Source organism: Deferrisoma palaeochoriense, assembly GCF_054656955.1.
The window spans coordinates 1-15,826 of sequence record NZ_BAAHXI010000078.1; the positions used below are offsets into that span (position 1 = coordinate 1).

17 protein-coding genes are annotated in these 15,826 nt (G+C 71.3%); 15 read left to right on the forward strand and 2 right to left on the reverse strand.

All coding sequences use genetic code 11. The features are described 5' to 3' along the window. Positions 1-36: 36 nt before the first annotated feature. Positions 37-876, forward strand: coding sequence for a universal stress protein (locus ACYQ8L_RS16305; RefSeq protein WP_459942870.1), 840 nt, complete (start codon positions 37-39; stop codon positions 874-876). On the opposite strand, the gene ispH is transcribed toward ACYQ8L_RS16305, so the two are convergent. After that, positions 873-1,718, reverse strand: a complete 846-nt coding sequence (gene ispH / locus ACYQ8L_RS16310; RefSeq protein ID WP_459942871.1) for a 4-hydroxy-3-methylbut-2-enyl diphosphate reductase — start codon at positions 1,716-1,718, stop codon at positions 873-875. The genes ACYQ8L_RS16305 and ispH overlap by 4 nt on opposite strands. Positions 1,719-1,966: 248 nt before the next feature. Here ispH and ACYQ8L_RS16315 point away from each other — a divergent pair, with 248 nt between their 5' ends. From ACYQ8L_RS16315 to ACYQ8L_RS16345, 7 genes are all read left to right on the forward strand, one after another. Beyond that, the gene (locus tag ACYQ8L_RS16315; protein WP_459942872.1) at positions 1,967-2,179 is read left to right on the forward strand and encodes a type II toxin-antitoxin system VapB family antitoxin; all 213 of its coding nucleotides are present in this window, start codon (positions 1,967-1,969) and stop codon (positions 2,177-2,179) included. A gap of 6 nt (positions 2,180-2,185) precedes the next feature. Continuing rightward, positions 2,186-2,575, forward strand: coding sequence for a type II toxin-antitoxin system VapC family toxin (gene vapC / locus ACYQ8L_RS16320; protein WP_459942873.1), 390 nt, complete (start codon positions 2,186-2,188; stop codon positions 2,573-2,575). A gap of 233 nt (positions 2,576-2,808) precedes the next feature. Continuing rightward, complete coding sequence (locus ACYQ8L_RS16325) at positions 2,809-4,044, forward strand: ABC transporter substrate-binding protein (protein WP_459942874.1); 1,236 nt, start codon at positions 2,809-2,811, stop codon at positions 4,042-4,044. A 64-nt stretch (positions 4,045-4,108) separates the two neighbouring features. Next, positions 4,109-4,969: a branched-chain amino acid ABC transporter permease gene (locus tag ACYQ8L_RS16330; protein ID WP_459942875.1), complete on the forward strand. Its 861-nt coding sequence runs from the start codon at positions 4,109-4,111 to the stop codon at positions 4,967-4,969. A 2-nt stretch (positions 4,970-4,971) separates the two neighbouring features. Then, positions 4,972-5,925, forward strand: a complete 954-nt coding sequence (locus tag ACYQ8L_RS16335) for a branched-chain amino acid ABC transporter permease (RefSeq protein WP_459942876.1) — start codon at positions 4,972-4,974, stop codon at positions 5,923-5,925. Then, positions 5,918-6,682, forward strand: coding sequence for an ABC transporter ATP-binding protein (locus ACYQ8L_RS16340; RefSeq protein WP_459942877.1), 765 nt, complete (start codon positions 5,918-5,920; stop codon positions 6,680-6,682). Before ACYQ8L_RS16335 ends, ACYQ8L_RS16340 begins: the two co-directional genes overlap by 8 nt. A 10-nt stretch (positions 6,683-6,692) precedes the next feature. Beyond that, positions 6,693-7,373, forward strand: coding sequence for an ABC transporter ATP-binding protein (locus ACYQ8L_RS16345; protein WP_459942878.1), 681 nt, complete (start codon positions 6,693-6,695; stop codon positions 7,371-7,373). Positions 7,374-7,419: 46 nt separating this feature from the next. Here the strand turns inward: ACYQ8L_RS16345 and ACYQ8L_RS16350 are convergent, their stop codons facing one another. Further along, the gene (locus ACYQ8L_RS16350; protein ID WP_459942879.1) at positions 7,420-8,166 is read right to left on the reverse strand and encodes a TIGR00266 family protein; all 747 of its coding nucleotides are present in this window, start codon (positions 8,164-8,166) and stop codon (positions 7,420-7,422) included. Positions 8,167-8,366: 200 nt separating this feature from the next. Here ACYQ8L_RS16350 and bioA point away from each other — a divergent pair, with 200 nt between their 5' ends. From bioA to ACYQ8L_RS16385, 7 genes are all read left to right on the forward strand, one after another. Continuing rightward, positions 8,367-9,671, forward strand: a complete 1,305-nt coding sequence (gene bioA, locus ACYQ8L_RS16355; protein WP_459942880.1) for an adenosylmethionine--8-amino-7-oxononanoate transaminase — start codon at positions 8,367-8,369, stop codon at positions 9,669-9,671. Between the two features lie 81 nt (positions 9,672-9,752). Continuing rightward, complete coding sequence (locus ACYQ8L_RS16360) at positions 9,753-10,430, forward strand: ABC transporter ATP-binding protein (protein WP_459942881.1); 678 nt, start codon at positions 9,753-9,755, stop codon at positions 10,428-10,430. Further along, positions 10,427-12,889: an FtsX-like permease family protein gene (locus tag ACYQ8L_RS16365; RefSeq protein WP_459942882.1), complete on the forward strand. Its 2,463-nt coding sequence runs from the start codon at positions 10,427-10,429 to the stop codon at positions 12,887-12,889. Before ACYQ8L_RS16360 ends, ACYQ8L_RS16365 begins: the two co-directional genes overlap by 4 nt. Beyond that, positions 12,889-14,010, forward strand: coding sequence for a lipocalin-like domain-containing protein (locus ACYQ8L_RS16370; protein ID WP_459942883.1), 1,122 nt, complete (start codon positions 12,889-12,891; stop codon positions 14,008-14,010). Before ACYQ8L_RS16365 ends, ACYQ8L_RS16370 begins: the two co-directional genes overlap by 1 nt. A gap of 89 nt (positions 14,011-14,099) precedes the next feature. Continuing rightward, positions 14,100-14,657 carry a Tll0287-like domain-containing protein gene (locus tag ACYQ8L_RS16375; RefSeq protein WP_459942884.1) on the forward strand — a complete coding sequence of 186 codons (558 nt, stop codon included), beginning with the start codon at positions 14,100-14,102 and terminating at the stop codon, positions 14,655-14,657. A gap of 116 nt (positions 14,658-14,773) precedes the next feature. Then, a complete protein-coding gene (locus ACYQ8L_RS16380) occupies positions 14,774-15,259 on the forward strand; it encodes a nucleotidyltransferase domain-containing protein (RefSeq protein ID WP_459942885.1) in 486 nt (161 codons plus the stop codon). Further along, positions 15,246-15,680, forward strand: a complete 435-nt coding sequence (locus ACYQ8L_RS16385; protein WP_459942886.1) for a HEPN domain-containing protein — start codon at positions 15,246-15,248, stop codon at positions 15,678-15,680. Before ACYQ8L_RS16380 ends, ACYQ8L_RS16385 begins: the two co-directional genes overlap by 14 nt. The last annotated feature ends 146 nt before the right edge of the window (positions 15,681-15,826 follow it).

A 15,826-nucleotide genomic window follows, 5' to 3' on the forward strand; every position in this document is an offset into this window, starting at 1 on the left:
CTTTGAACGCAACTTGGTATGAAAAGGGGTGCCCGGATGGCCCTGCCGATCCTGCACGTGTTTCGCAACAACCCCCGGGGGTTCGAGACGTTCCGGGGTGCCGCATGGTTCTCCCGCCAGACCGGGATCCCCCTGCGGGTGCACTTCCCCGCGACCCGGCACCTGGTGCTTTACGTCGGCTCGGCCGCGGTGCAGGTGGACCTCGACGAGTCCTACGTGTACGCCCCGGAGCTCGCCCGGGCCCGGGCCGACGCCCTGGCCCGGGAAGTGGGCGTCGCCTGGGAAGAGCAGCCCGCCACGGGCCGCACCGGATCGACCCTCCCCGACATCCAGGGCTCCTACAGCGTCCTCTCCTGCCCCCGGGCGCTCACGAGCCCCTTTGCCAAGCCGCTCCTGCCGGCCGTGCTCGGGCCCAAGGTGCGCGGGCTCGTGCAGGAGGCCGACGCCCCCGTGTTCCTGCCCGCCGGCTGCTGGGTCCCCTGGGACCGGGTCGTGGCCCTCTACGGCGGCTCGGCGTTCGGATTGAAGGCCCTCCTGTGGGCCCGGGCCCTCGCCCGGCTGGCCGGGGTGCCGCTGGAGGTTCTGACCGAGGCCGAGGGGAGCGCCGTGGAGGAAGGGCGGCGGCGGCTCGAGCAGGCGGATCTCCAGTCCGAGATCGAGCCGGTCTGGCGGGTGGTGGAGGGGGATTTTCGCCGGGTGATCCAGGAGATCCCCCGCACCGCGCTCGTGGTGTTCGGGGCGTTCGGCCGGAAGGGTGTACGGAAGCGCGTGCTCGGGAGCCGGGCCCACGAGGTGCTCCGGAGCGTGCCCTACAACCTCCTGATGGTGGGCCCGCGGGCCCAGGCCCCCGGCGCCGTGCTCTCGGGCGAGGCCTAGCCGGCTCCCTGGGCGACCTCTCTCAGAACCCCCACCACTTCCTCGATGATCCAGGCCGGGGTCGAGGCCCCGGCGGTCACCCCGACCCGGGCGAGCCCCCGGATCTCGTCCAGGGGGAGCTCGTCGGGGGTTTCCACGTGGTAGGTGCGGGGGCAGATCCCCTTGCAGATCTCGTACAGGCGCCGGGTGTTGGCCGAGTTCCGTCCCCCGATCACCACCACCGCGTCCACCCCCTGGGCGAGCTCCCGGGCCTCGGTTTGGCGCCGGTGGGTGGAGCTGCAGATCGTGTTCAGAGCCTCGGCCCCGGGGTAGCGCTCGGCCACCCGCCGCACCACCTCGTCGAACACCCCCTCGTCCTGGGTGGTCTGGGACACGAGGAGCACCCGGTCCAGGGCCGGAAGCCGGTCCACCTCGCCCGGCCCCCCCACCACGAAGGCCGGGCCCCGGGCGTGTCCCAGGAGCCCCGTGACCTCGGGGTGGTCGGCGTCGCCGCAGATGATCACGGCGTAGCCCCGGCCGCTGTAGTCCGCGATCGTTTGCTGGATACGGCTCACCTTGGGGCAGGTGGCATCCACCACCCGCTCGGCCTCGGCCTCGAGCCGCTCGCGCTCCTGGGGGGGGATCCCGTGGGCCCGCACGATCACCGGCGCCCGGGGCACCGCCCCGGCCCCCAGCGGCACGATGCCCTCGCCCTTGAGGCGCTCGAGCTCCTGGGGGTTATGAATGAGGGGCCCGTGGGTGTACACGGTGCGTCCCTCGGCCCCCGCCACCTCCCGGGCCATCTCGATGGCCCGCCGAACCCCCATGCAAAACCCGGCCGACCGGGCCACCACAATCTCCATCCGACCACGCCTCCTGTTTCCCTTTGTCGATTGTCCCGTGCGAGAAGGGTTCCCCGGACACCGCGCCGGCCACAGTCTACCACCCGGCGCACCCGCGGTTCATCCGTCGCGACCCCGTGTCCCTATCCAGGTTCCCTCTGAAGGTGTATAGTTTCTTTCGTGTATACACACGTAGTCCTGGGGACCGCGCGGGGTCGCCGCGCAGCCCGGCCGGAGCCTGAGGTGCATCTGCGCACTTAGGAGAGGACATGCGGACCAACATCGTGCTCGACGACGACCTGGTCCGGGAGGCCATGCAGCTTACCGGGGCCCGCACCAAGCGGGAGGTCGTGGATCTGGCCCTCCGCCGCCTCGTGCGGCTGGAGCGGCAGCGGCAGGTGCTCGAGCTGGAAGGGGCGGTGGAGTGGGACGGCGATCTCGCGGCCCTTCGGGAATCCCGCGTGGCCGAAGACGAGGGTTGACGCGCCATGGCCGTTCTCGTCGACACCTCGGTCTGGATCGACCTCTTCCGGGCCCGCACCGTGCCCCACACCGTCAAGCTCAAGCGGCTGCTTGGGCGCGAGGAGATCCTCGTGGGGGACCTGATCCTGGCGGAGATCCTCCAGGGGCTCCGAACCGAGCATGACGTGGCGAGGGTGGAGCGGGCGTTTCAGGCGTTCCCGGTCGTCCCGCTGGTGGGAGAAGTGGTGGCGCGAAAGAGCGCGGCCCACTACCGGGCCCTCCGCCGCCGGGGCGTCACGGTGCGCAAGACCATCGACTGCCTGATCGCGACCTGGTGCATCGAAAACCGGGTCCCCCTCCTCCACAACGACCGCGACTTCCACCCCTTCGCCGACCTGGGTCTCGTGGAGGTGTGAGGAAAGCTCGGGCCAAAGAACGCCTGCGCCGCCGCGCGCTCCCGCGCGCCGGGAGATGCCCATGAGCCCTTCGGGCCTTTGGATCGGGGCTTTGCATGGATCGAGTCCAAGGTATACTGGCGGCGTTCTGGACGGAACCCTCCGGCGATAGGGGGGCTCCGGGTTGCCCACGCCGGACCCTGCTCATGGACCGGTCCGCCGGTCCTTCACCCGCCTGGGGAAAGGAGGTTCACATGGGTACGAGACGAAGGTGGATTGGGACGATGCTGGCCCTGGGGATCGCCGCGCTCTTCCTGGGGCCGCCAGTCGCCCACGCCGCGAAGCCGATCAAACTCGGGTTCGTGTACATCATGTCCGGTCCGTTCTCCACTTACGGCCAGTTCGCCAAAAAGGGGGCGGAGCTGGCCATCGACGAGATCAATGCGGCCGGGGGCATCCTGGGGCGCAAGGTGGAAGGGTACTTTGAGGACTCCACCGGAAAGCCCGATGTCGCCCTCCGTGCCATCCGGAAGCTGGTGTACGAGGAGGGTGTGGACGCCGTGATCGGGCTGGACTCCAGCGGCGTGGCCAAGTCGGTGGTGCCGGCCATGAAGGAACTGCGCACCCCCCTGATCATCACCCACGCGGCGACCCCCGACGTCACCGGATCGGTGTGCAACCGGTACACCTTCCGCGTCTCGGTGAACATCAACCAGAATTGCAAGGCCGGCGCCCTGGTGGCCGCGAAGAGCAAGGCGAGGGTCTGGGCCACGGTCGGCCCCGATTACGCCTTCGGCCACCAGTCGTGGGAGTACTTCCAGAAATACCTGAAGGAGCTTCGCCCCGACGCTACGTTTCTGCCGGAAGACAAGGTGGCCTTTGCCCCCATCAAGACGACGGACTTCAGTTCGTACATCACCAAGATCATGGACGCCAAGCCCGAGGGCGTGTTCATCTCTCTGTGGGGGGGGAATCTCATCGACTTCGTGCGCCAAGCCCGGGATCTGGGGTTCTTCGACGGCCGGTTCGACGTGCTCATGTCCCTGGGCGGGGCCGTGGAGGTGCTCTACGCCCTGAAGGACAAGATGCCCGAGGGGGTCTGGGTGGGCACACGGTACTGGTTCCTGGCCAACGACTCGGCCCGCAACAAGGCCTTCGTGGATTCCTATCTGAAGCGGTATGACCAGTACCCGTCCTACAACGCCCACGGCGCCTACGGCGCGGTGTACGCCTTCAAGGCGGCTGCCGAAAAGGCCGGATCCACCGACAAGGAGGCGGTGGTTGACGCGCTCGAAGGTTTGAGCGTGGAACTGCCCGTTGGCCCCATCACGTTGCGTAAGGAAGACCACCAGGCCCTGACCCCGGCCACGTGGGGCCGAATCGCCCACGACCCGGCCTATCCCATCCCCATCCTGAAGCCCGTTCAGGTGTTCCCGGCCGAACAGGTGACCCCGCCCGTGTCGGAGACCGGCTGCAACCTGGCCAAATAGCGTTCCTCGGGGCCCCGGGCTGCGCGCCCGGGGCTTCCGAGGCCCCGGTGCGCCCGGAGTGCCCATGGACGCGTTCCTCGTGAACCTGCTGAACGGCCTGAGCTGGGGGATGCTGCTGTTCCTGATCTCCGCGGGGCTCACCACGGTGTTCGGGGTGCTGGGGGTCTTGAACTTCGCCCACGGGTCGTTCTTCATGCTGGGCGCGTACCTGTGCATGCAGAGCATCCGGTGGTTTCCATCGTTTTGGCTGGGGGTGGCGGTGGCCCCGGTGGTCACGGCCCTGGTGGGGGCCGCCACGGAACGGTGGCTCCTGCGGCGAGTCTACGCGCGGGACCTGAGCTTCCAGCTGCTGCTCACCTTCGCGATCCTGCTGGTTCTTGACGACGGGGTCCGGGTGCTGTGGGGCCCGGGCTACCATGTCGTGGACCCCCCGGCCGCGCTTGCGGGAGTGGTGTCGGTCCTGGGCCGATCGTACCCGGCCTACCGGCTGTTCTTGGTGCTGGCCGGCCCGGCGGTGGGCCTGGCCCTGTGGGCGTTTTTCCGGTTCAGCCGGTGGGGCAAGGTAATCCGGGCCGCCGCCATGGACCGGGAAATGGCCGAGGGGGTCGGGATCCGGGTGCCGGCCCTGTTCACCGCGGTGTTCGCGTTTGGCGCCTGGCTCGCGGCCCTGGGCGGGGCCCTGGCCGCCCCCCACCAGAGCGTGGGCCCGGCTATGGGGGAGCGCATCATCATCGAAAGCTTCATCGTGGTGGTGGTCGGGGGGCTCGGGAGCTTCCCGGGCGCGTTCCTCGGAGCCCTGGTGCTGGGGCTCTTCGAGGCGTTCGGCACGGTGTTCGCGGGCCGGGCCCAGATGGCTCTGCCCTATCTCGTGCTCGCCCTCGTGCTCCTGGTGCGGCCCCGCGGCCTGTTCGGGCAGGAGGCCTAGGGGTGCGGGCTTCCGGGAGGCTGGTCGGATGGCTCGCCGTGCTGGGGGCCCTGGTGGCCTGGCCCTTCGCGGTGCCCGTGTACTGGGTGTTCCTCGCCACCGAGGTCCTGATCATGGGGCTGTTCGCCATGAGCTTCAATCTGCTCTTCGGCGGGGCCGGCCTTCTGTCGTTCGGCCAGGCCGCCCTGTTCGGTGTGGGGAGCTACGGTGCGGCCCTGGTGCTCCTGCACGGCCCCCCCTCCCTGGGGCTTGCGTTCGTGGCCGGGGTGGGCGGGGCGGCCGCAGTGGCGGCCGTCATCGGGTACCTGTGCGTGCGGCGCGACGAGATCTTCTTCGCCATGCTCACCCTGGGCTTCGGCATGATGCTCTACACCGTGGCCCACAACTGGCGGGAGGGCACGGGCGGCAGCGACGGGTTGTCCGGGTTCGCGGTGCCCGGTCTCCCGGGGGGGATCAGCCTGTACGCACCGGTCCATATGTACTTTTTCACCCTGGCCGTGGTGGCGGCCGGGGTGGCCCTGCTGTGGCGCGTCCAGCGCTCGGCGTTCGGGCTCATCCTGCGGGCGAGCCGGGAGAACAGGGAGCGGCTCGCCTTCGTGGGCGGGGCCGTGCCCCGGTATCGGCTCGCGGCCTTCGTGCTCTCCGGAGCCCTGTCGGGGGTGGCTGGGGTGCTCTTTTGCTTGTTCAACCAGATGGCCACCCCCGACCTGATGCACTGGTCCGCCTCGGCCCGGCCGGTGCTCATGACGATCCTGGGCGGAGCCGGCGTGTTCCCCGGCCCCCTGTTCGGCGCGGCGGCGTTTTTCGCCCTGGAGCAGGTCGTGACCCACTTCACCGAAAACTGGATGCTCGTTCTGGGGGCCGTTCTGATCCCGGTGGTGATCTTCTTCCCCGAAGGGCTCCTGGGCACGGCCGTGGGGTTCGTGCGCTCCCGGAAAGGAGCGGGCGGTGGCTGAGACGGCCCTCCTGCGGGTGGAGAACCTCTCCCACCGGTTCGGCCGGTTCCAGGTGCTCCAGGACGTCTCCGTGCGGGTGGCCCCCGGCCGGCTCACGGCCCTCATCGGGCCCAACGGGGCAGGCAAGACCACCTTCTACAACTGCGTGTCGGGTCGCTTTGCGCCCACCGGGGGACGGGTCTGGTTCGACGGCCGGGAGATCACGGGCCTCCCGGCCCACCGGGTGGCCCGGCTCGGACTCCTGCGGTCGTTCCAGATCACGAACATCTTCCCCGGGCTTTCGGTGCTGGAAAACGTGCTCGTGCCCCTGACCCTGCGTGACGGCAAGGGGATGGGGTTCCTGCGGGCCCACCACCGGGCCCCCGAGCGGGTGGACGAGGCCCTCGGGATCCTGGAGCGCGTGGGGCTCGCGGCCGAGGCCGGCCGCCGGGCCTCGGAGCTGCCCTACGGCGACAAGCGCCGCATCGAGATCGCCCTGGTCCTGGCCCTCCGGCCCAAGCTGGTGCTCCTCGACGAGCCCACGGCCGGCATGACCCCGGAGGAGACCGAGCAGATGGTGGGCCTCATCCGGCAACTGGCCGAGGGGTCGGGCGTGACGTTCTTTCTGACCGAGCACGACATGAAGGTGGTGTTCTCCGTGGCCGACTACATCTACGTGCTCCACCAGGGGCGCCTGCTGGCCGAGGGTGCGCCCGGCGAGATCCGCGCCGATCCCCGGGTGCGCGAGGCCTATCTGGGGGGGTCGCTTGATTCTTGAGGTTCGGGGCGTGCACGCGTACTACGACGACAGCCACGTGCTCCAGGGCGTGGACCTGGCCCTGGACCGGGGGGAGATCGTATGCCTGCTGGGCCGGAACGGAGCCGGCAAGACCACCACCATGAAGGCCATCGTGGGGTACGTGCCCCCGGCCGAGGGCCGGGTGGTGTTCGACGGCCGAGACCTCACCGGCCGGCCCGTGTACGAGAACGTGCGAGCCGGTGTCGGCTACGTGCCGGAGGACCGGCGGATCTTCCCCGGCCTCACGGTGGACGAGAACCTGGAGGTGGCCGTCCTGCCGCCCCGGCCGGGGTTGGAACCCTGGAGCTTCGAGCGGGTGTTCGACACCTTTCCCCTGCTGCAGCGGCTCCGGCGCCGGAAGGGCGGGGAACTCAGCGGCGGGGAGCAGCAGCTCCTGGCCATCGCCCGGGCCCTGATGGGCAACCCCAGGGTGCTCCTCCTGGATGAGCCATGCGAGGGGCTCGCCCCGGTGATCGTGGAGGCCCTGGGCGAGGTCATCGCGTCCCTCAAGGGCCAGATCCCCATCCTCCTGGCCGAGCAGAACGCCCGATTCGCCCTCGAGGTTTCCGACCGCGGCTACGTCATCGAGAAAGGCCGGGTGGTGTTCCACGGAACGCGGCGAGAACTGCTCGACAACACGGAAATCCAGGAACGGTACCTCGCGGTGTGAGGCCGCTTCACGCCCGCGGCCGAGCCCTCGCGAACCCCCGCCCCCGTCAGTCCCCCAGGAACCGGTTCAGCAGCCCGCCCTGGGCGTCGCCGGAGCCCGTGCTTCGGCGCACGGCCGAGGCGATCCGGTCGGCGAGCCGCGAGAACGGCAGGCTCTGCAGGTACACCCGCCCGGGCCCGGTGAGCCGGGCGAGGAAGAGCCCCTCGCCCCCGAAGAGGGCGTTCTTGAACCCGCCCACCGTCTGGATGTCGTAGGTGACCGTGGGCGCCAAGGCCACCAGGCAGCCGGTGTCCACCCGGAGGGTTTCGCCCGCCGCCAGGTCCCGCTCGATCACGGTTCCGCCGGCGTGGACGAACGCCATCCCGTCGCCCGTGAGCTTCTGGAGGATGAACCCCTCGCCGCCGAAGAGCCCAACCCCGAACTTCCGGGTGAAGGCCACCTCGATCTCCACCCCGGCCGCGGCGCAGAGAAATGCGTCCTTCTGGCACAGGAAGGCGCCCCCGAGCGCCCCGAGGTCCAGCGGCACGATCCGGCCCGGGTACGGGGCCGCAAACCCCACCCGGCGCTTTCCCCGGCTTCGGTTCACGAACGAGGTGATGAAGAAGCTCTCGCCGGTGACCATGCGCTTAAGGCCCGAGAAGAGCCCCCCGCCGGTGGAGGTCTGCATCTCGACCCCGTCCTCCAGAAACGTCATGGCCCCGGCCTCGGCCCGCACGGCCTCCCCGGGGTCGAGCTCCACCTCCACGAGCTGCATCTCCGCTCCGTGAATCTCGTAGTCGATCACATCGGCCATGGGAGTCCTCCTTTCGCCGGGGGGTGACAAAGGAATGCCGCCGTCTCCTTCGGGTTCATGCCCGTCCGACCGTCCCACAGCCGGGGCCGTCTGTAAAGCCCCGGAGGACGAGGCGACTCCGCCGGTCGGTTGAAATCGCCGCGGCCCTCTGCCAGGGTAGGCGGCGCAAGCGACGCCTAACCCTCCCGGAGAGCCCGACCATGACCGACCCTTCCTTCGACTGGATCGCCTTCGACCGGAAGCACCTGTGGCACCCCTACGCCGCGGTGGAGAGCCCCGTGCCGGTGTTCCCGGTGGTGGGGGCCCGGGGGGTGCGCCTCGAGCTCGCCGACGGCCGCACCCTGATCGACGGCATGGCCTCCTGGTGGTCGGCCATCCACGGGTACAATGTGCCCGAGCTCAACCGCGCCGCGGCCGAGCAGCTCGAGCGCATGAGCCACGTGATGTTCGGGGGGCTCACCCACCCCCCCGCGGCCGAACTGGGCCGGCTCCTCGTGGACCTCACCCCAGCGCCCCTGGACCGGGTGTTTTTCTGCGACTCGGGCTCGGTGGCCGTGGAGGTGGCGATCAAGATGGCCCTCCAGTACTGGCAGGCCGTGGGGAGGCCGGAGCGGCGGCGGCTCCTCACGATCCGCCGGGGCTACCACGGCGACACCTTCGGGGCCATGAGCGTGTGCGACCCGGAGACGGGCATGCACCGCATCTGGCGGGGCCTCCTCCCCGAGCACCTCTTCGCCCCCGCCCCCCGCTGCCGGTTCGACGACCCCTGGGCCGAGGCCGACATCGCCCCGTTCGCCGGGCTCCTCGAGGCCCACCGCCAAGAGGTGGCCGCCGTGATCCTGGAGCCCGTCGTCCAGGGGGCGGGGGGCATGTGGTTCTACTCGCCCTCGTACCTCAAACGGGTGCGGGAGCTGTGCGATGAGCACGACGTGCTCCTCATCGCCGACGAGATCGCCACCGGGTTCGGCCGCACCGGCCGGCTCTTCGCCTGCGAGCACGCCGGCATCGCGCCCGACATCCTGTGCCTGGGCAAGGCGCTCACCGGCGGATACATGACGCTGGCCGCCACCCTGACCACCACCCGGGTCGCGCAGGGGATCTGCTCGGGGGAGCCCGGGGTGTTCCTCCACGGGCCCACCTTCATGGCGAACCCGCTCGCCTGCGCCGTGGCCGCCGCGAGCGTGCGGCTCCTCCTCGAAAGCCCCTGGCAGGAGCGGGTGGCCCGGATCGAGGCGGGGCTCCGGCGGGGCCTCGCCCCCTGTGCGGGGCTCCCCCACGTGGCCGACGTGCGGGTTCTCGGCGCGATCGGGGTCGTGGAGCTCACCGAACCCGTGGACATGGTGCGGGTGCAGCCGCGGTTCGTGGAGGAGGGGGTGTGGGTGCGCCCCTTCGGCCGGCTCGTCTACGTGATGCCGCCCTTCGTGATCTCGGAGGAGGACCTCTCGTTCCTCGCGGCCGCCGTCTGCCGGGTGGTGGAGTGGATCGGCGCGGAAGGAGCCCCATGACCCGGCACCCGCCTCGCGCTTCGGCGGCCAGGGGGTACACTTGGGTCCCTCTCCTTCTCCCGGTGCCCCGGAGGGCTTGTGGTGGAACCGTCCCACGCCGTCGAGGTCCTTGACCTCTGGAAGACCTACGCCCGGGCCGACGGGCCGGCCCTCCAGGGCGTGACGTTCGCCGTGCGGCCGGGGGAGGTGGTGGCCGTGGTGGGCCGCAGCGGGTCGGGCAAGACGACGCTCCTGAACCTCGTGGCGGGGCTCGACCGGCCCGACCGGGGAACGGTCCAGGTGGCGGGCCAGGACCTCCGGGCGCTGGGAGAGCACGGCCGCACCCGGCTTCGGCGGGAACGGCTCGGGTTCGTGTTCCAGTTCTTCAACCTGCTGCCCACCCTGACGGCCCGGGAGAACGTGCTCCTGGCCCTGGAACTCCGGGGCCGGGCCGACCCCCGCCGGGCCGACGAGGCCCTGGAGGCCGTGGGCCTGGCGGACAAGGCCCACCGGTACCCCCACGAACTCTCGGGCGGCGAGCAGCAGCGGGTGGCCGTGGCCCGGGCCCTGGTGAAGGACCCGGCCGCCATCCTGGCCGACGAGCCCACCGGGAACCTGGACACCCGCACCGGGGACGAGGTGCTCGCCCTCCTGTGCCGGGCCGCCCGGGACCGGGGCGCGGCCCTCGTGATGGCCACCCACAGCGAGCGGGCCGCCCGGGCCGCCGACCGGGTGCTCCGGATGGCCGACGGACGGCTGACGGAGGACGTCTCGCCGTGACCACCGTGGTCCGGGCGTTCCTCCGGTATCTGCCGCGAAGGAAAACCCTGAGCCTCCTGCAGGTCCTCGGGATCGCCTTCGGGGTGGCCTCGGCCGTGGGCATGGCCCTCTCGGCCCGGGCCGCCCTGGGAAGCCTCACCCGGGCCGTGGAGTTCCTGTCGGGCAAGGCCACCCACACCCTGGCCCGGCCGGCCGGGCCCCTGGAGGAAACGGTGCTGCCCCGGGTGGCCCGCGATCCGGCGGTGGCCGCCTTCTCCCCGGTGATCGACCGGCGGGTCGGCCTCGCCTCGGGGGAGATCGTGCGGCTCCTCGGCGTCGATCCCCTGCTCGACAGGGCGTTCCGGCCCGACCTGGCCCCCCCCGAGGACGCGGGGTTCCGGTTCCTGACCGAGCCCGACACCTGCCTCGTCGACCGGGCCACGGCCGGCCGGCTGGGGCTCGAACCCGGGGGCCGGCTGGCCACGGCCCGGGGGGACCTCACCGTGCTCGGCACCTTCCCCAACCCGGCCGGGGAGCCGGTGATCCTGGTGGACCTCGCCACGGCCCAGGAACTCCTGGGACTCCGGGGCGTGGTGGACCGGGTGGACCTGGTTCTTACCGACCCCGAGGGGTTCCGCGCCCGGTGGGGAACGGGGTTTCGGGTGGAGGGGGCCGGGGAGCGGGCCCGCACCCTGCGGGAGATGCTCCGGGCGTTTCGCCTCAACCTGGAGGCCCTTTCGCTCATGGGCCTCTTCGTCGGCGTCTTTCTCGTGTACAACACGGCCATGTTCGCCGTGGTGACCCGGCGGCGCGACGCCGGGGTGCTCCGGAGCCTCGGGGTGTACCGCCGGGAGGTGGCCGGCGCGTTCCTGGTGGAACTCGGGATCCTGGGCCTCGCCGGCGGGATCCTGGGATCGGCCCTGGGCTTCGCCCTGAGCAGGGGGCTGACGGCCCGGGTGGGCGAGGCCGTGAGTCAGGTGTATTTCTTCCTGCGGCCCCAGCCGCCCGAATGGACCTGGGCCGGGGCCGTCGCCGGGGTCGTCCTGGGGTGGGGAGCGAGCCTCCTGGGGGCCGCCTACCCCCTGCGGGACCTCGTCACGGCGGACCCGGTGGCCGCCCTGCGGGGCCGGGTGCCGGAGCGGGGCGCGGACCGGGCGGCCCGGCGGGCCGGCTGGATCGGGCTCGGGGTGGCCGGGGTGAGCGGGGCGCTCTTTTTCCCGGCCTCGGTCCACGTGTACGCCGGGTTCGCCGGGGCGTTCGGGCTCCTGGTGGCCGCAAGCCTCGAGGCCGGGCTCCTCCTCAAGGCCCTGGGCCGGCCCCTCGAAGCCCTGGCCGGCCGGGCCGCCGGCCTGGTGGGCCGGGTGGCCGTGGGGAGCCTCCGGCGCAGCGGGGGCCGGGCGGCCGTGGCCGTGGCCGCCTTCGGGGTGGCCCTGGCCATGACCGTGGCGCTTTCCATCCTGGTGGGGAGCTTCCGCCACACCCTCGTCCGGTGGATGACCGGCCAGCTCACGGGCGCCCTCTACGTGGCCCCCCAGGCCGAGATCGAGGTGCCGGCCGAGTTCTACGACGAGGTGCGCCGGATCCCCGGGGTCGCCGGCCTCGACCCCTACCGGAACGTGCGGATCCGGTACGGCGACGCCACGGTCTTCGTCACGGCGGTGGACGCCCGGGTGCTCCGCCGGTTTGCCCGGTTCGACTGGCTCCAGGGAGACGACCGGGCCTGGGACGCCGTGGCCCGGGGCGGCGCGATCGTCTCCGAGAGCTTTTACCGGCGGTTCGGGGTGGGGCGGGGCGGGTCCGTGGAACTCCAGGGGGCCGGTGGGCCGGTGCGGCTCCCCGTGGCCGGGGTGTTCTACGACTATACCTCGGAACACGGGGTCGTCATGATGGACCGGTCGACCTACCTTCGGGTGTTCCGCGACCCCACCATCGACAGCCTCGGCGTGTTCCTGGAGCCCGGCGATCCCCGGGGCCCCGAGGCCCTCCGCCGGGTGCGGGAGCTCGCGGCGGCCCGGGGCCTGCCCGTGCTCGACCAAAAGGCCCTCCACGACGAGATCCTGGCCGTGTTCGACGCCACCTTCGGGGTCACCCGGTCCATGCGCTGGATCGCGGTGGCGGTGGCGTTTTTGGGCATCGCCGGGGCCCTGACCACCCTCTACCTGGAGCGGCAGCGGGAGTTCGGGATCCTGCGGGCCCTGGGGTTCTCCACGGGGCAGGTGGCGGCCATGACCCTGGTGGAGGGGCTCGCCCTGGGGCTTCTGAGCTTCGCCCTGGCCGCCGGGGCCGGCACGGTGCTGGGGATCGTGCTGATCCGGGTGATCAACCTCCAGAGCTTCCACTGGACCGTGTTCTGGAAGCCCGACCCGGGGCCCTACCTGGCCGCGTTCGGCGTCGCGCTGGCCGCGAGCGCGGCGGCGGCCCTGTACCCGATGTACCGGGTGTGGCGCACGTTTCCCCAGATGCAGATCCGGGAGGAGTGATGAAAGGAAGATGGGGAAGGCTCCGGTGGGTTTGGGCGGTGGTCCTGGCCCTGGCCCTCTCCGGGACGGCGTGCGCCGGAGAGGGGTTCGCCTGGCCCCAGGCCGACCGGCCCCGGGAGTGGTCGTTCCCCCGGGATTTCGGCGCCCACCCGGCCTACCGCACCGAGTGGTGGTACTTCACGGGGAACCTCCGGGACGCCGAGGGCGGCCGATACGGCTACCAGTTCACGGTGTTCCGGGTGGCCCTCCGGCCGGAGCCCGCGCGGCCCGAGAACCCCTGGTCGGTCCGCGACGTGTTTCTGGCCCACCTGGCCGTCACCGACGGGCCGGGGGGCGCGTTCCGGTACGCCGACCGCGCCTCCCGGCCGGGCCCCGGCCTCGCGGGCGCCGCACCCGACGACCTGGGGGTGTGGGTGCTCGACTGGGAGGCCCGGCGGGGCGAAGACGGGGTGATCCGGGTGCGGGCCCGGGAGGGGGAGTTCGGGGTGGACCTGGAACTCACCCCCCGAAAGCCCCCGGTGCTCCACGGTGCGGGCGGCCTGAGCCGAAAGGGGCCCCGGCCGGGCCAGGCCAGCTACTACGCCTCCCTCACCGATCTCGCCACCCGGGGCCGGGTCCGCACACCCCGGGGCGAGCGGGAGGTCACCGGCACGAGCTGGTTCGACCAGGAGTTCGGCTCGAACCAGCTCGCGGAAGACCAGGCCGGGTGGGACTGGGTGAGCCTCCACCTCTCGGACGGCCGGGACCTCATGCTCTACGTGCTCCGGCGCACCGACGGCGCGGTCGAACCGGCGAGCTCCGGCACCCTGGTCGGGCCCGACGGCACCCCAAAGCATCTGCCCTGGGGCTCGTTCGAGCTCACGCCCCTGGCCCACTGGACGAGCCCCCGCTCGGGGGGCCGCTACCCGATCCGGTGGCGGGTCCGGGTGCCGTGGGCCGGGATCGACCTCACCGTGGACCCCCTGCTCCAGGATCAGGAACTCGTGACCTCGGGCACCACGGGCGTCACCTACTGGGAGGGCGCCGTGTGGGGCTCGGGCACCTCGGCGGGCAGGCGGGTCACGTGCGAGGGCTACGTGGAGCTCACGGGATACGCCGGGAGCCTGGGCGGGCTCTTCTGACCCGGCACCCCGGCGTTGTGCGGGCCCGGCGAACGGCCTACAATTTCCCGCGCAATATCGCGGAATAGGTTTCACAGAGGAGGTGACACATGCGGAGAATCCTGGTGGCAGCGTTGGGGCTCGCGCTGGCCGCGGCCGGGCCGGCCCGGGCCGGGGACCTGGAGGAGGCCCGGGGGCTCGTCAAGACGTTCGCGTCCCGGCTCAAAGGCGAACTCGTGGCGGCCCTCCAGGAGGGCGGCCCGGAACGGGCCGTGGCCGTGTGCCGGGAGAAGGCCCCGAAGATCGCCCGGGAGCTCTCGGAGCGCTCGGGATGGCGGGTCGGCCGCACGGCGCTTCGGGTGCGAAACCCCCGGAACGCACCGGACGCCTGGGAGCGGCAGGGCCTCGAGGCGCTGGCGCGGCGGCTCTCCCAAGGCAAGCCTGCGGCGTCGCTGGAGATCGCCGAGGTCGTCGACGGGCCCGACGGCAAGCGGTTCCGGTACCTGAAGGCGATTCCCACCGGAACCCCGTGCCTCACCTGTCACGGCGAGAACCTGGCCCCGGGGCTTGCGACCAAGATCCGGGAACTCTACCCCGAGGACCGGGCCACCGGCTTTCGCGCGGGCGAACTCCGGGGCGCGTTCACCCTGTCGAAGCCTTTGCCGTAGGGGGCGGCGCGACCGACGGGCGCGGCCGAGCAGCCTGGATCTCGGCGAAATTTCCGGGTACGCTGGACCTCGGAGGAAAACCTGCCCTTCCGATGGGAGGGGGAAGGCGAGGTTTCATGCATCCGTCCGTGCGGCGTGGATATCTACCGCTTGTAAACGAACTTCGGCGCCGATTCGGGCCGCGTCTCCGCTGCGTGGTGTTGTTCGGATCTCGAGCCCGCGGTGACGCCTCTCGGTTGAGCGACCACGACATTCTTGTGGTCGCCGAGGGCCTGCCGCCCGATCCCCTGGCACGCCAGCGGGAACTCGCATCCGCGCAGTTGGCCGTGTTGCGTGAGGTGCCGGGCCGGCTCGGCTTTGTGGCCAAAACCCCCGAGGAGTTCGAGCGGTCGCTAACGCCCCTGCTCCTCGACGTCTGCGCCGACGGCGTGTGCCTATACGGGGCCGACTACTTCGAGCCGTGGAGGGAACGGGCCGCCCGTGCGATCGAACGGTCTGGTCTGCGGCGCGAGCGGGTCGGGGCGACCCTCATGTGGCTGTTCCCGAAACCTCCCCCCAAGGACTGGGAACTGAGTTGGCGCGGGTACCGTGAGATCGCGTGACGAGATTTCCTATCGGCTCGCGCTCGCCGAAGGGTTCCTGCGGGAAGCCGAGCAGGATTTCGAGCTCGAACGGTGGCGCTCCTGCGTGGATAATGCGCAACTGTCGGTGGAAAACGCGGGAAAGGCGGTCTTGGCGATCTTTGGGGTGCCCCCGAAAACCCACGAGCCGGCCCAAGCCCTCGTTGCCTTGCTCGAAACCGGGCGGGTGCCCGACTCGCTGGCCACCGAGCTGCGCTCCTGCCTTCCGGATTTCCTGAGCCTGGGGTCGGCCGAGCATTTCCTAACCGATTACGGGGACGAATCCACCTATACGCTCCCGTGGGAACTGTTCACCGCCGAATCGGCCTCCGGGGCCCTCGAGGCGGCCCGCCGCTGCGTGAAATCGGCCCGCCGGGTTCTGGTTGCCTTCGACTCGTCCTGAGCGGAGCCTCCTGTGGCCGAGACAAGAACGGGGCCCCGACCGGGGCCCCGTTTTCGTGTGGGGTATCCGGCTCTTTTCTACACCTCGAGCTGGCGGCGGGCTTCCATGTCGAAGAGCACCCGCTCCTTCTTCTTGTGGATCCCCAA